The sequence below is a fragment of the Streptosporangium sp. NPDC049046 genome (genome assembly GCF_040649155.1).
Lineage (GTDB): Bacteria > Actinomycetota > Actinomycetes > Streptosporangiales > Streptosporangiaceae > Streptosporangium.
Window position 1 is genome coordinate 140,947 of the sequence record NZ_JBEZEZ010000007.1, and the last position, 13,357, is coordinate 154,303.

General features: G+C 69.7%; 13 protein-coding genes and 1 riboswitch. Of the genes, 4 read left to right on the plus strand and 9 right to left on the minus strand.

The features are described from left to right. The first annotated feature begins 196 nt into the window (after positions 1-196). Complete coding sequence (locus AB0B96_RS11960) at positions 197-1,231, plus strand: SAM-dependent methyltransferase (protein ID WP_362897983.1); 1,035 nt, start codon at positions 197-199, stop codon at positions 1,229-1,231. 20 nt (positions 1,232-1,251) lie between these two features. Here AB0B96_RS11960 and AB0B96_RS11965 read toward each other — a convergent pair whose 3' ends face one another. Both AB0B96_RS11965 and AB0B96_RS11970 read right to left on the minus strand, forming a co-directional pair. After that, positions 1,252-2,451, minus strand: coding sequence for a cytochrome P450 (locus AB0B96_RS11965; protein WP_362897985.1), 1,200 nt, complete (start codon positions 2,449-2,451; stop codon positions 1,252-1,254). Between the two features lie 19 nt (positions 2,452-2,470). Further along, positions 2,471-3,418, minus strand: a complete 948-nt coding sequence (locus AB0B96_RS11970) for a TerC family protein (protein ID WP_362897987.1) — start codon at positions 3,416-3,418, stop codon at positions 2,471-2,473. A 241-nt stretch (positions 3,419-3,659) separates the two neighbouring features. Then, positions 3,660-3,775: riboswitch (SAM riboswitch) on the plus strand. 52 nt (positions 3,776-3,827) lie between these two features. Between AB0B96_RS11970 and AB0B96_RS11975 the strand changes: the two genes are divergently transcribed. From AB0B96_RS11975 to AB0B96_RS11985, 3 genes are all read left to right on the plus strand, one after another. Next, entirely contained in the window at positions 3,828-5,126 is a 1,299-nt protein-coding gene (locus AB0B96_RS11975) for an aminotransferase class V-fold PLP-dependent enzyme (protein ID WP_362897989.1), read from the plus strand. A gap of 17 nt (positions 5,127-5,143) precedes the next feature. Beyond that, positions 5,144-6,328 (plus strand): NADH-quinone oxidoreductase subunit D, encoded by a 1,185-nt coding sequence (locus AB0B96_RS11980; RefSeq protein ID WP_362897991.1) that lies wholly within the window; start codon positions 5,144-5,146, stop codon positions 6,326-6,328. A 203-nt stretch (positions 6,329-6,531) separates the two neighbouring features. Continuing rightward, a complete protein-coding gene (locus AB0B96_RS11985; RefSeq protein ID WP_362897993.1) occupies positions 6,532-7,629 on the plus strand; it encodes an acyltransferase in 1,098 nt (365 codons plus the stop codon). Positions 7,630-7,651: 22 nt separating this feature from the next. On the opposite strand, the gene AB0B96_RS11990 is transcribed toward AB0B96_RS11985, so the two are convergent. The 7 genes from AB0B96_RS11990 to ftsH form a co-directional block, all read right to left on the minus strand. After that, entirely contained in the window at positions 7,652-8,104 is a 453-nt protein-coding gene (locus AB0B96_RS11990; RefSeq protein ID WP_362897995.1) for a DUF3180 domain-containing protein, read from the minus strand. Next, positions 8,101-8,598, minus strand: coding sequence for a 2-amino-4-hydroxy-6-hydroxymethyldihydropteridine diphosphokinase (gene folK, locus AB0B96_RS11995; RefSeq protein ID WP_350941546.1), 498 nt, complete (start codon positions 8,596-8,598; stop codon positions 8,101-8,103). Before folK ends, AB0B96_RS11990 begins: the two co-directional genes overlap by 4 nt. Further along, positions 8,595-8,969, minus strand: a complete 375-nt coding sequence (gene folB / locus AB0B96_RS12000; protein ID WP_350943518.1) for a dihydroneopterin aldolase — start codon at positions 8,967-8,969, stop codon at positions 8,595-8,597. The genes folK and folB overlap by 4 nt, the downstream gene beginning before the upstream one ends. A 170-nt stretch (positions 8,970-9,139) precedes the next feature. Beyond that, a complete protein-coding gene (locus tag AB0B96_RS12005; protein WP_350941547.1) occupies positions 9,140-9,580 on the minus strand; it encodes a nuclear transport factor 2 family protein in 441 nt (146 codons plus the stop codon). After that, positions 9,577-10,428 (minus strand): dihydropteroate synthase, encoded by an 852-nt coding sequence (folP, locus tag AB0B96_RS12010; RefSeq protein ID WP_362897998.1) that lies wholly within the window; start codon positions 10,426-10,428, stop codon positions 9,577-9,579. Before folP ends, AB0B96_RS12005 begins: the two co-directional genes overlap by 4 nt. 312 nt (positions 10,429-10,740) lie before the next feature. Beyond that, entirely contained in the window at positions 10,741-11,325 is a 585-nt protein-coding gene (gene folE / locus AB0B96_RS12015) for a GTP cyclohydrolase I FolE (RefSeq protein ID WP_362898000.1), read from the minus strand. Between the two features lie 2 nt (positions 11,326-11,327). Continuing rightward, positions 11,328-13,334 (minus strand): ATP-dependent zinc metalloprotease FtsH, encoded by a 2,007-nt coding sequence (ftsH, locus tag AB0B96_RS12020; protein ID WP_350941550.1) that lies wholly within the window; start codon positions 13,332-13,334, stop codon positions 11,328-11,330. Between the last annotated feature and the right edge of the window lie 23 nt (positions 13,335-13,357).

The following is a 13,357-nucleotide window of genomic DNA, read 5'->3' on the forward strand; positions in this document are numbered from 1 at the left end:
GTGCTGTCGCGACCGCGTCAAGACGCGTGTTCGGCAACGGAGGCGAGGTCTCCTCCCGGTATGCCCGGATCGGGCACACCGGGAGCGTACGTGACCCACGAAAGAGCCCGGAAACCCGGCCCATACGGTGATTCGGACGGCGACGCGCCGACGTGGCGTCAACAACGATCGTGCAAACCGATGACAGAATGCGGTCATGCACTCACTCGAAGCGTCGGCGCGCGTCGATCTCGTTCCCTCGCCCCGGCGGGTAGCGTCTGAGAGCGTGTGGCTCACCTGGCGTGCCGCGATGGAGCACGCCCTCTACGGCGAGAGCGGCTTCTATCTCCGGGAGCGTCCCTCCAGCCATTTCCGGACCTCGGTCGGCGCCTCCCCCGTCTTCGCCGAGGCCGTGCTGCGCGAGCTGGCCGCGATCGACGAGGCTCTGGGCGGCCCCGAGGTGCTCGACCTGGTCGACATCGGCGCCGGTGAGGGCAGGCTGGCGGCCGGTGTGCTCGCCGCGGCGCCGTCCGCGCTCCGGTCGAGACTGCGGGTCACCGCGGTCGACCTGGCGCCCCGGCCTTCGGCGCTGCCCGAGGAGATCGTCTGGGCGAAGGCCGCGCCGGACGGGATCCACGGGCTGGTGATCGCCAACGAGTGGCTCGACAACGTCCCCGTCGACATCGTGGAGCAGACGGCCGACGGCCCCCGGCTGGTCCTGGTCAACATCACGAACGGTGAGGAGCGGCTCGGTGACAGCCCCTCCGAGGCGGATCTCGCGTGGCTGGCCCGCTGGTGGCGGATGCGGGCCCCCGGCGAGCGTGCCGAGATCGGCAGGCCCCGCGACAGGGCGTGGGCCTCGGTGATCGTACGGCTGGCGCGCGGCCGGGCGATCGCGATCGACTACTCCCACGCTCTGGACGACCGGCCGCCGTACGGCACGCTCGCCGGATACCGGGACGGAGCGACGGTCGCGCCCGTGCCCGACGGGTCGTGCGACATCACCGCCCACGTGGCGCTCGACGCCTGCGCGGCCTCCGGCGAGAGCGCCGGAGCCGTCACGACGGCGCTGACCACGCAGCGCGAGGCGTTGCGCGCCCTGGGCGTCACCGGGAGCCGTCCGCCGGTCGAGCAGGCGGGAAACGACCCGCGCGGCTACCTGCGGGCCCTCACCAGGGCCTCCGAGGAGGCCGAGCTCATCGCCCCCGGCGGCCTCGGCGGCTTCGGCTGGCTCTCTCAGAGCCGCCACTGAGAGCGCCGCTCCGGACCGGTTCAGACCCGCACATCGAGGGCGGTGAGGCCCCGGATGACGTAGCCGGGACCCCAGGTGGGTTCGGTGACGAGTTCCATCTTCGGCGCCTTGCGCAGGAGGGCGCCGAAGGATTCGATCAGCTCCACCCTGGCCAGCGGTGCCCCGAGGCAGAAGTGGATGCCGGCGCCGAAGGAGATGTGCGGGTTGTCGGCCCGGCCCACGTCCAGGCGGGCGGGGTCGGCGAAGACCTCGGGATCGCGGTTGGCCGAGCCGAACAGCAGCGCCACCTCGGAGCCGCGCGGGATGTCGATCCCGCCCACCGAGACGTCCTCGAGCACCCAGCGTTCGAACATCTGCAGCGGGGTGTCCCAGCGCATCAGCTCCTCGATCGCCGTGGGCAGCAGGGTGTGGTCGGCGCGGAGCCGGTCGAGTTCCGCCTGGTTGCGGAAGAGCGACCACCAGCCGTTGCCGGTGACGTTCACGGTGGCCTCGTGTCCGGCGTTGAGCAGCAGCACGCAGGTGCCGACCAGCTCCTCCTCGGTGAGCCGGTCGCCCTCGTCGGCCACCAGGGCGAGCGCGCTGATCAGGTCGTCACCGGGGTCGGCCCTGCGGGCGCGGGCCAGCTCGACGAGATAGGCGGAGAACTCCTCGGCCGCCCGTACGGCGGCGTGCTGGGCCTCGACCGACGGCTGGAGCTCGTACATGCCGCAGATGTCGGCCGACCAGGGGCGCAGCAGGTGCCGGTCGGCCTCGGGGATGCCGAGCATCTCGGCGATCACGGTGACCGGGAGCGGCTCGGCGACCTCGGCGATCAGGTCGCCTCCGCCGCGCTCGACGAAGACGTCCACGAGCTCCTCGGCCATGCGGGCGATCTTGGGGCGGAGGGCCTGGACCATGCGGGGGGTGAACGCCTTCGAGACCAGCCGCCGGAGCCTGGTGTGCACCGGCGGCTCGACGTCGAGCATCCCTGCCCTGATCACCCGCCAGAACGGGTCCTGGAACTCGGGGTCGTCCGGCCTGCCGAGCTCCTGGTGCGAGGCCACGTGCAGGTAGGACCGGCCGAGCCTGCGGTCTCGCAGCAGCGCGTTGACGTCGGCGTGCCTCGCCACCAGCCATTGGCCGGTCGGCTCGAAGAAGCCGACCGGCCGCTCCCGCCTCAGCTCGTCGTAGACGTCGTAGGGGTGGGCGACGAATTCCGGATTCCAGGGATCAAAGCGCACGTAAACATCGTAATCCTGGTCAGGAGTCGGGCCGCTTGTCCGAATTTCCCTTTTCGGGTGATTCATCCACTTCGCCCGCAGGACCGGTCCGGCTCGCCGGAACCCCCTGAGGCACCGCGGCCGCCGACGCCTCCGAACCGGCCCGATGCGTAGGATCCACCGAGTCCTTCGGGTCCTTCCGGTCCGTGCCGTCCACCGAGTCCGTACGACCCGACTGGTCCTCGGCACCGTAGCGAGAACGCAGCTCGACCGGCTTACGCCTGCCCGCCTTGCCGCGCATCCGGATGTTCAGCAGCTCCACCAGCAGCGAGAACGCCATCGCGAAGTAGATGTAGCCCTTGGGGATGTGCTGCTCGAACCCCTCGGCGATGAGCACGACGCCGATCAGCACCAGGAAGGACAGGGCGAGCATCTTGATGCTCGGGTGCCGGTCCACGAAGCGGCTGATCGGCCCGGAGGCGATCAGCATCACGATGACCGAGACGATGACGGCCGCGATCATGACGCCCAGCTCGTCGACCATGCCGACCGCGGTGATCACCGAGTCGAGCGAGAAGACGACGTCGAGGATCATGATCTGGATGATCACCGAGGTGAAGGACGCCGACACCTTGCCCTCGGAGTGGTGGGAGTCCCCCTCCAGGCTGCTGTGCATCTCGTGGACGCTCTTGCCCAGCAGGAACAGGCCTCCGAGTATCAGGATCAGGTCGCGCCCCGATATCCCCTGCCCGAAGACCTCGAACATCGGCGTCGTGAGCCTCACCACCCACGACAGCGCGAACAACAGGAGCAGACGGCTGAGCAGGGCGACGGAAATACCGATCTTGCGTGCCCTGTCACGCTGCGCGGGCGGGAGCTTGCCCACCAGGATCGAGATGAAGATGATGTTGTCGATCCCCAGGACGATCTCCAGGGCGACAAGGGTGAAAAAACCTATCCATATCTCGGGGTTGGTCACCCAATCCATGGCCTTCTCCTTCTTCGGCCGATTTCTTCGGCCAACGCTCGAACGCGCGATCATCCAGCCGGCTGAACCTTCTTCGGCTGACTCCAGGACGACCGGGAAAGGCCCCGAGTTCCTTCCTTTCATCACAACTCGCCGTCAATTCGCCGGACGCGCCCAGGCGCCCGCTCCTGCCCCGGATACCGGGACGATCACCTTTCGGACTTGCGGGCCACCGCGGGACGTCGGTTATAGTGCCTCCGTAGGTCATGAGTGCCAGTGACAAGCCCCGGCTCGCTGGCCGGCAACCCTCGCGTCCGCGGCGGGGTGCCCCGGGTGAGGACCTGGTCCGGCACGAGGTGTGCCGGGCAAGCGCGGGCTCCAGGCACCTATGCCATGGGTTGGGGTCCGATGACCTCGAAGGAGCCATGGCGTGTCCACCCTCACGATCAGCACCCCCGCCACCCCGGCCACCACCGCCGTCCCCGAGACCCGCGCGTCCGGTGACCGGCCGATCCCGGCCGTGCTCGGCTCGGACCTGGAGGTCCCGGTCAGGGGCGGCAGGCTCGTCCGCTACGCCAACCTCGACTACGCCGCGAGCGCCCCCTGTCTGGAGCCGGTGAGCGCCGCCGTCGCCGCCGCGCTCCCGGCCTACTCCAGCGTCCACCGCGGCGCCGGGTACGCGTCCCAGCTGACCACGGCCCGCTACGAGCAGGCCAGGCACACGGTGCGGGCCTTCGTGGGCGCCCGCCCTGACGACTCGGTGATCTTCACCCGCAACACCACGGACGCGACCAACCTGCTGGCCCGTAGCCTGCCCGAGGGCACCACCACCGTGGTCTTCGACACCGAGCACCACGCCTCGCTGCTCCCCTGGGAGCGGGTCGTGCGGCTCGCGGCCCCCGCCTTCCCCGGCGAGGCCGTCCGCGCCGTCGACGACGCCCTCGCCTCGATCGACGGCCCCAAGCTGCTCGTCGTGACCGCCGCCTCCAACGTCACCGGGGAGCTGTGGCCGATCGCGGCGCTCGCCCACATCGCCCACCGCCACGGTGCCCGCGTCCTCGTCGACGCCGCGCAGCTCGTCCCGCACCGCCGCCTCAACCTGACGGCCCTCGACCTGGACTACGTGGTCTTCTCCGGCCACAAGCTCTACGCGCCGTTCGGCACGGGCGCGCTGATCGGCCGTTCCGACTGGCTCGCCGACGCCGAGCCGTACCTGCGGGGCGGCGGGGCGGTGAAGGCCGTGAACGACGACGACACCGAGTGGCACGACGACCCCGAGGCGCGGCACGAGGCCGGAACCCCGAACGTGCTGGGCGCCATCGCGCTCGCCGCGGCCTGCGACGCGCTGTCCGCCACCGGCTGGACCCCACTGGTCCGCGAGGAGGAGCACCTCCTCCGGCGCCTGAGGGCGGGCCTCGCAGCTGTCCCCGGCGTCCACGAGCTGTCCCTGTGGGGCCCGGACCACCCGCGCGTCGGCATCGTCTCCTTCGTGGTGGACGGCTTCACCGCCCGCGAGGTCGCCGAGGCCCTGTCCGGCGACTACGGCATCGGGGTCCGCGACGGCAAGTTCTGCGCCCACCCCTTCGTACGGCACCTGCTGGGCGCCAAGGACGGCGGCTGCGACGACGTCACCGCCTCCGCCGTCCGCGCTTCCATCGGCATCGGTACCACCTCCGAGCACGTCGACCGACTGATCGGCGCCCTGCGGGATCTTGCCTCGCGCGGCTGACGTGACAGCATGGCCCTATGACTGAAGGCGCGCGCCGTGAGCTGAGCGTGGGGATGGGGGCTGGAGCCGAGGCCGTACGGGGGGCGGACGGCAAGGACCTCGCGACCGAGGACATGGTCCTCAACATCGGGCCGCAGCACCCGTCCACGCACGGTGTGCTGCGGCTGCGGCTCACGCTGGACGGGGAGCGGATCAGCTCCGCCGAGCCGATCGTGGGCTACATGCACCGGGGCGCCGAGAAGCTCTTCGAGGTGCGTGACTACCGGCAGATCATCGTGCTGGCGAACCGGCACGACTGGCTGTCGGCGTTCGCCAACGAGCTGGGCGTCGTGCTCGCGGTGGAGCGGATGCTCGGCATGGAGGTGCCGGCGAGGGCGGTCTGGACGCGCACGCTGATGGCCGAGCTCAACCGGGTGCTCAGCCACCTGATGTTCCTCGGCTCCTACCCGCTGGAGCTCGGCGCGATCACCCCGGTCTTCTACGCGTTCCGGGAGCGCGAGACCCTCCAGGCCGTGATGGAGGAGATCTCCGGCGGGCGCATGCACTACATGTTCAACCGGGTCGGCGGCCTCAAGGAGGAGATCCCCGCGGGGTGGACGGGCCGGGTCGCCCAGGCCGTGGCCGACGTGCGGCGGCGACTGCCCGACATCGAGAACCTCATCGCCGGCAACGAGATCTTCCTCGCCCGCACGCGCGGGGTGGGCGTCCTCGACCGCGAGACGATCATGCAGTACGGCGTGAGCGGCCCGATCGCCCGCGCCTCCGGCGTCGACCTCGACCTGCGCAGGGACGAGCCGTACCTCGCCTACGGCGAGGTGCCGGTGAAGGTCGTCACCCGGTCGGCGGGAGACTGCCACGCCCGGTTCGAGGTGCTGCTCGAACAGGTGAAGGTCTCCCTCGACCTGGCCGACGCCTGCGTGGAGCGGCTCCTCGACCTGCCCCCGGGGCCGGTCAACCAGCGTCTGCCCAAGGTGTTGAAGGTGCCCGAGGGCCACACCTACGCCTGGACGGAGAGCCCGCTGGGCCTCAACGGCTACTACCTGGTCTCGCGCGGGGAGAAGACGCCGTGGCGGATGAAGCTCCGCTCGGCCTCCTTCAACAACGTCCAGGTGCTGCGCGAGATGCTCCCCGGCCACCTGGTCTCGGACATGGTCGCCATTTTGGGCTCGATGTTCTTCGTCGTCGGCGACATCGACAAGTAAGGCACGGTTGCAACCGCATGATCGAATCCGGCGGAGACCAGGAGAGGGCGACCCCTGTACCCTCCACACCTCTTCCCGCGCCCTCCGCCTCGAAATCCCGGGAAACCCCCGGAACACCAGGGACACCAGGAACCTCTGGGACTTCGGAAACCACCGAGAGCCGCTCCGGAAGCACCGCGACCTCGGATTCCGTACCGGCCGAGGTGCCTCCCGCCACGGACGGGCCGCGGCGGGACCGCTACGTCGACTGGCTGCGCGCGCTCAGCCTGATCGTCGTGGTCGTCTGGCACTGGGCGTTCACGATCCTGCAGTGGGGGCCCGACGGCCCCTCGCCGACGAGCCCGCTGGGCTTCACCTCGGGGCTGTGGATCCTCACCTGGCTGCTGCAGGTGCTGCCGCTCTTCTTCTACGTGGGCGGATACGTCCACCTCCTGTCGTGGAACCGGGCCTGCGAGCGCGGGGTCGGCATCGGCACCTTCGTGTGGCGGCGCATCCGGAGTCTCGCGATCCCCGCGCTCGCGCTCGCCGGGACCTGGATCGTGTTCGGTGTGATCGTGACGTGGGCGTTCGGGATCGAGTGGATGGGCCGCGTGGTCCTGCTCGTCATCAGCCCGCTCTGGTTCATCGGCGTCTACCTCGTGCTGATCGCCCTGCTGCCGATCTCGCTCTGGCTGCACCGGCACTACGACGTGCTCGCCCTGATCTGGCTGGCGGGGGCGGCGCTCGTCGTCGACGTGCTGCGGCTGCGCTACGGGTACGAGGCCGTGGGCTGGCTCAACATGATCATCGTCTGGGGGCTCGCCCACCAGGCCGGATTCTTCTACGACCGGGTGGTGGCGCTTCCCCGCCGCTTCGACGTCGCCATCCTGTGGACCGGGCTGTTCGCCCTCTTCGGCCTGGTCTACTCGGGCATCTACCCCGGGTCGATGGTGGGCGTTCCCGGCGACAAGCTGTCCAACATGGCGCCGCCCACCTTCGTCATCGTGGCCCTGCTGATCTTCCAGATCGGCCTGGTGGAGGTGCTGAGGCCGTCCATGGAACGCCTGCTCGTACGGCCCAGGTGGCAGCGCGTGAACGAGACGGTGAACCGGTTCGCGCTCCCGCTGTTCCTGTTCCACACGACCGGCATGGCGATCTGGGTGGCGCTCACCTGGTGGCTGGTGGGCAGCGGACCCGGCGAGAGGGTACGGCTGGACCTGTTCTGGTGGCTGGAGCGTCCCCTCGCCATCGCCGGAGCGCTGATCTGCACGCTTCCGGTCATCATGCTCTTCGGACGCCAGTGGACGGCGAGGCGCCGCTAGCGGCGTCTCAGCACGCGGGGTCTCAGCGCTCGTCGCCCGCGGAGTCCTTGGGAACCCGGCAGCAGTGCTCCAGGTACAGGGCCGCGCAGACCAGCAGCACGCACGCCAGCAGCGACCCGCCGGTGATGAAGAAGTCCCTGCGGGGGACCTCCTGCTCCAGCATCTCCACCGTGTAGACGGTGAACCCGGCGAAGATCCCGCCGAAGACCGCGCCACCGAACGCGGAGGCCTTGGCGAGGGCGGCCAGACGGGCCACGGCGAGGGGCTCGACCGGCTCGGTGTCGGGCTTGCGCTCGATCCTGGCCTTCGTCATCCACCCGGTGTAGAACTCGCCGATCGCGAGCAGCAGCACCGTCGGGATCGCCGTCCACGGCACGGTCGGCAGGGACGAGTAGAGCGGCCTGAGCAGCGCCCAGGTGAGGATCGCGAACACGATGAGAAGCCCGACGAGAACGCCGGGGCGGGTCGGCCTCACGCGGGCCCCCGCAGGATCAGGTCGGGACGCGGCCGTACGTAACCCTGGTCGAGACCGGCGAGCAGGTCGGCCACCCGGCGCCCGGACAGGACCGCCCCGGGATCGGCCCGCACCCAGGGGACCAGCACGAACGCGCGCTCGTGCGCTCTGGGGTGCGGCAGGGTGAGGTCGGGATCGTCCATCACGACGTCCCCCACGGTGATCAGGTCGATGTCCAGCGTGCGCGCTCCCCAGCGCTCCACCCGGACCCTGCCGAAGGTGTTCTCCACACTGTGAGCACGATCGAGGAGCGCCCGAGGTTCCAGCGCGCTCTCGGCGATCACCACCGCGTTGAGATAGGCGCCCTGCTCGGGACCGCCGACCGGGTCGGTCTCGTAGACCGGTGACACCGCGACGAACGTGAGATCCGGCTTCTCGAAGAGGGCGTCGAGCGCGCCCCTCAGGGTCTCGAACCGGTCGCCCAGGTTGCCGCCGAGCGCCAGGACCACCCTCATGCCCGGCCCCGGGTGATCGTCACGATCACGTCGTCGAACGGCAGCGGGATCGGCGCGGCGGGTTTGTGCACGCTCACCTCCGCCACCTGGACGAGCTCGCGGGCGAGACAGACGTCGGCGAGGCGCTGGGCGAGGGTCTCGATCAGGTCGACCGGCTCGCCCCGCACGACCTCCGCGAGGTCCTCGGCGAGCTCGCCGTAGTGGACGGTCCTGGTCAGATCGTCCCCGGCCGCCGCCGGCGCCGTGTCGAGGAAGAGGGTGACATCGACGACGAACTCCTGGCCGAGCTCCCGCTCCGCGGCCAGCACGCCGTGCCGGCCGCGCACCCGCAGCCCCTTCAGGCTGATCCGGTCGGCCGCGCCCGGCGGCAGGCCGTGCGCCGAGTCCCCGTACGCGCCGGGGGCCGGACCTTCCAGCGGGTCTCGAAGCGAACCCCCGGCCGGGCCGCCGACCGGCTCGTCGGCCGGATCCCCGATCAGGTCGCTGACGGCGTCGTCGATCCGCAGGGGCGTCTCGGGGGACGAGGGGGTCTCGGCGTCGATCACGCGGCCTCCTCGTCCTCGTCCTCGTCGTCCCCCTGCAGCACGGGCGAGCCGTGGTGCAGCCAGAGCCGCCACCCCGCCGACGTCCGCACGAAGGTGTTGCTCGCGACCACCTTGCCCGCCGCGAAGCTGGCGTCACCTTCGTCGCCGGCGGTGAGGATGTTCTCCTCGCAGGTGAGGATGGCGACGTCGCCCAGGACCATGACCCGGACGTCGGTCAGCACGAACTGGATGTAGGGCGTGTTGGCCATGATGAGCGCCCACGAGCGCAGCACCTCCTGCCGGCCGTTCACGATCGGCCAGCCGGGGTGGACGCAGCTCACCTGCTCACCCTCGATGTCCTCGGCCCAGATCTCGGTCATCCTGTCGAGGTCGGCGTCCTCGATGGCGGTGTAGAACGCCTGGTTGACCGTTTCGACGGCGGTGGTGTCGACGCTCATGATCTCGCTCCCTGAACTGCGGCAGCCACACGGACGGCGTCCGCGTTCGGGCGGACGTCGTGCACGCGTACACACCAGGCCCCCGCCTGCGCGGCGAGCGCGGTCACGGCGAGCGTGGCATCGTCACTACGACTGAAAGGGCGCGGCGCGCCGTCCCGGTCGGCCAGGAGGCGACCCAGGAAGCGTTTCCGCGAGGCTCCGATGATCAGCGGGTATCCCAGCTCTCCGAGCCTGTCGATGCCCGCGATCAGAGCCCAGTTGTGTTCGGGGTTCTTGGAGAAGCCCAGCCCCGGATCGAGCACGATCTGCTCCTCGGCCACGCCTTCGGCCAGCACGGAGGCGACCCGCTTGGCGAGCTCCTCGCGCACCTCGGTCACCACGTCGCCGTACACGGCCCTGCGGTCCATGGCGTGGCTGTGCCCCCGCCAGTGCATCACCACGTACGGCACGCCCGAGGCGGCCACGACCCTCGGCATCGCCGGGTCGGCGAGCCCTCCGCTCACGTCGTTGACCAGTTTCGCCCCGGCCTCCACGGCCATCTGGGCGACCTCGGCCCGCATGGTGTCGACGCTCACGGTGACGCCCTCGCGGCTCAGCTCCCTGATCACCGGCTCGACCCTGGCCAGCTCCTCCTCCAGGGGCACCCGCGCGGCGCCGGGCCTGGTGGACTCGCCGCCCACGTCGACGATGTCGGCGCCCTGCTCGACCAGCTCCAGGCCGTGACGCACGGCCACCGCCGGGTCGAACCACCTGCCGCCGTCGGAGAAGGAGTCGGGAGTGACGTTGACCACGCCCATAACGAGGCACCGGCCCGCGTCCGGCAGCCCGGGCACACTCCACGTCGTCATGGCGACCAGCCTAGGCGTTGCGCACCATACGCCCGTCTCGTGGGTCCGGCTTGTGCCATAACGAATCCGCACACCCGTCACAGGGCGGACGGTCCTCGGGGACGTCTGGCCGGCATGCGTTCTCCTCCAGCTCCTGTGGACGCGGGCGGCGTACGCCCGGCGGCGTCCGACGCGAGCAACGTACCAGGCACCGGTCGGCCGTGGCGGAGAATCAGGGCTTCCGGCCACAACCCTCCACAACGCGGAAACCCCGCCGGGGCCGCCGATCGGCGGTCCTGACGGGGTGTGTCTCGAATGCACGCGTGAAGGTGATCAGCGGATGATGAGGGCCATCGCCTCGGCGCGGGTCTTGTCACTGTCGCGGAAGCTTCCGCGTACGGCCGAGGTGATCGTCTTGGCACCGGGCTTGCGCACACCCCGCATGGTCATGCAGAGGTGCTCACACTCGATCACCACGATCACCCCCCGCGGCTCCAGCACGTTCATGAGCGCGTCGGCGATCTGGGAGGTCATCCTCTCCTGCACCTGGGGACGCCTGGCGTACACGTCGACGAGGCGGGCGAGCTTGGACAGGCCGGTGACCTGCCCTTTCTCGTTGGGGATGTAGCCGACGTGGGCGACGCCGTGGAACGGCACGAGGTGGTGCTCGCAGGTCGAGTAGACCTCGATGTCGCGGACGAGCACCATCTCGTCGTGGTCGACGTCGAAGACCGTGGTCAGGACGTCTTCCGGGGTCTGCCCCAGCCCGGCGAACTGCTCGGCGTAGGCGCGGGCGACCCTGGCGGGGGTCGCCTGGAGCCCGTCGCGGTCGGGATCCTCACCGATGGCGATGAGGATCTCACGAACGGCGTTTTCCAGCCGGACCGTGTCGACCTGGAGCGGCCTGGCACCCGCCACGCTCAGTTCACGTCCTTGGGCGCGGTGTCGGGGTGGCCCGTCCCCGCCGGAAGGGCGCCGTTGCCGTCGGCCTGCTCGCCCGGGGGGAGCGTGCCGTTGCCCGACTGCTCCTTGCGGGAGAGGATCGGCGGACGGTTGGAGGGCAGCCGCTTGCCGTAACCGGAGTAGGAGGGCCTCTTCTCCCTGACGACGACCGGGGCGAAGATCTGCAGGACCTGGTCGCGGGAGAGGGTCTCCTTCTCCATCAGCTCAAGCACCAGGTTGTCGAGCACGTCGCGGTATTCGACGAGGATCTCCCATGCCTGGTCGTGGCCGGACTCGATGAGGCGGCGGACCTCCTCGTCGATCGTGGAGGCGATCTTCTCGGAGTAGTCGCGCTCGTGACCCATCTCGCGGCCGAGGAAGACCTCGCCGTTGCCGCTGCCGAACTTACGGGCGCCGAGCTGCTCGCTCATGCCGTACTCGGTGACCATGCGGCGGGCGATGGAGGTGGCCTTCTCGATGTCGTTGGAGGCGCCGGTGGTGGGCTCGTGGAAGACGAGCTCTTCGGCCGTACGGCCACCGAGGAGCATCGCGAGCTGGTCCAGCATCTCCGAGCGGGTCGCGAGGAACTTGTCCTCCATCGGCAGCGTCATCGTGTAGCCGAGGGCGCGTCCGCGGGACAGGATCGTGATCTTGTGGACCGGGTCGGAGTTGGGCAGCGCGTGCGCGACCAGGGCGTGTCCGCCCTCGTGGTACGCGATGATCTTCTTTTCCTGGTCCGACATGAGGCGCGACTTGCGCTCGGGACCGGCCATCACCCGATCGATGGACTCCTCGAGCAGCTCCATCGTGATCAGCTTCTGGTCGGCCCGCGCGGTGAGCAGCGCGGCCTCGTTGATCACGTTGGCCAGGTCGGCACCGGTGAAACCGGGCGTCCTGCGGGCGATGATGTCGAGGTCGACGCCCTCGGCGAAGGGCTTGCCGCGGCCGTGCACCTTGAGGATGCCCTTACGGCCCTCCAGGTCGGGGCGGTCGACGGTGACCTGGCGGTCGAAACGACCGGGGCGCAGCAGCGCCGGGTCGAGGATGTCGGGGCGGTTCGTCGCGGCGATCAGGATCACGCCGCCCTTGACGTCGAAGCCGTCCATCTCGACGAGGAGCTGGTTCAGCGTCTGCTCGCGCTCGTCGTGGCCGCCGCCGAGACCGGCACCGCGGTGGCGGCCCACCGCGTCGATCTCGTCGATGAAGATGATCGCCGGAGCGTTCGCCTTCGCCTGCTCGAACAGGTCGCGGACCCGGGAGGCGCCGACGCCGACGAACATCTCGACGAAGTCGGAACCGGAGATGGAGTAGAACGGCACCCCGGCCTCACCGGCGACGGCCCTGGCGAGCAGGGTCTTACCGGTTCCCGGCGGGCCGTAGAGCAGGACGCCCTTGGGGATCTTGGCGCCGATCGCCTGGAACTTCGTCGGGGCCTGCAGGAACTCCTTGATCTCCTGGAGCTCCTCGATCGCCTCGTCGGCACCCGCGACGTCGGCGAAGGTGGTCTTGGGGGTGTCCTTGGTGATGAGTTTCGCCTTCGACTTGCCGAAGTTCATCACCCGCGAGCCGCCGCCCTGCATCTGGTTCATGATGAACAGGAAGATCAGCACGATGATGACGATCGGCAGGAAGCTCACCAGGAGCCCGAGAAGGAAGTTCTCCCTGGGCACCTCGACGTTGTATCCACCGGGCAGCTTGTTGGCCGACTCCGCCGCCTGCAGCTTGTCGGCGAGCTGTATGCCCTGGCCGGTCACCCACATGGAGTAGTAGCGCTTCTTGTCGGTCAGAGTGACCTCGATGCGCTGGTCCTTGTCGATGATCTTGGCGTTGGAGACCTTGCCCTCGTCGATCCAGCTGACGATCTGTGAGGTGTCTCGCCTCTCGAAGTCGCCCTCACCGCCCCACATCGTGGTGACGAGAAGGAGCAGAACGACGATGCCCAGGATCCACAGCAGTGGCCCACGTGTAAATCGCTTGAGATCCATCCGATGCGGAACCCCGGCGGGCC

What these genes read in the sequence shown, in the direction of transcription:
- folK (WP_350941546.1), bottom strand. Translation starts at nt 8,598, where the DNA reads ATGAGGGTGGTCCTGGCGCTCGGCGGCAACCTGGGCGACCGGTTCGAG.
- AB0B96_RS11970 (WP_362897987.1), bottom strand. Translation starts at nt 3,418, where the DNA reads ATGGATTGGGTGACCAACCCCGAGATATGGATAGGTTTTTTCACCCTT.
- folP (WP_362897998.1), bottom strand. Translation starts at nt 10,428, where the DNA reads ATGACGACGTGGAGTGTGCCCGGGCTGCCGGACGCGGGCCGGTGCCTC.
- AB0B96_RS11980 (WP_362897991.1), top strand. Translation starts at nt 5,144, where the DNA reads ATGACTGAAGGCGCGCGCCGTGAGCTGAGCGTGGGGATGGGGGCTGGA.
- AB0B96_RS12005 (WP_350941547.1), bottom strand. Translation starts at nt 9,580, where the DNA reads ATGAGCGTCGACACCACCGCCGTCGAAACGGTCAACCAGGCGTTCTAC.
- ftsH (WP_350941550.1), bottom strand. Translation starts at nt 13,334, where the DNA reads ATGGATCTCAAGCGATTTACACGTGGGCCACTGCTGTGGATCCTGGGC.
- AB0B96_RS11960 (WP_362897983.1), top strand. Translation starts at nt 197, where the DNA reads ATGCACTCACTCGAAGCGTCGGCGCGCGTCGATCTCGTTCCCTCGCCC.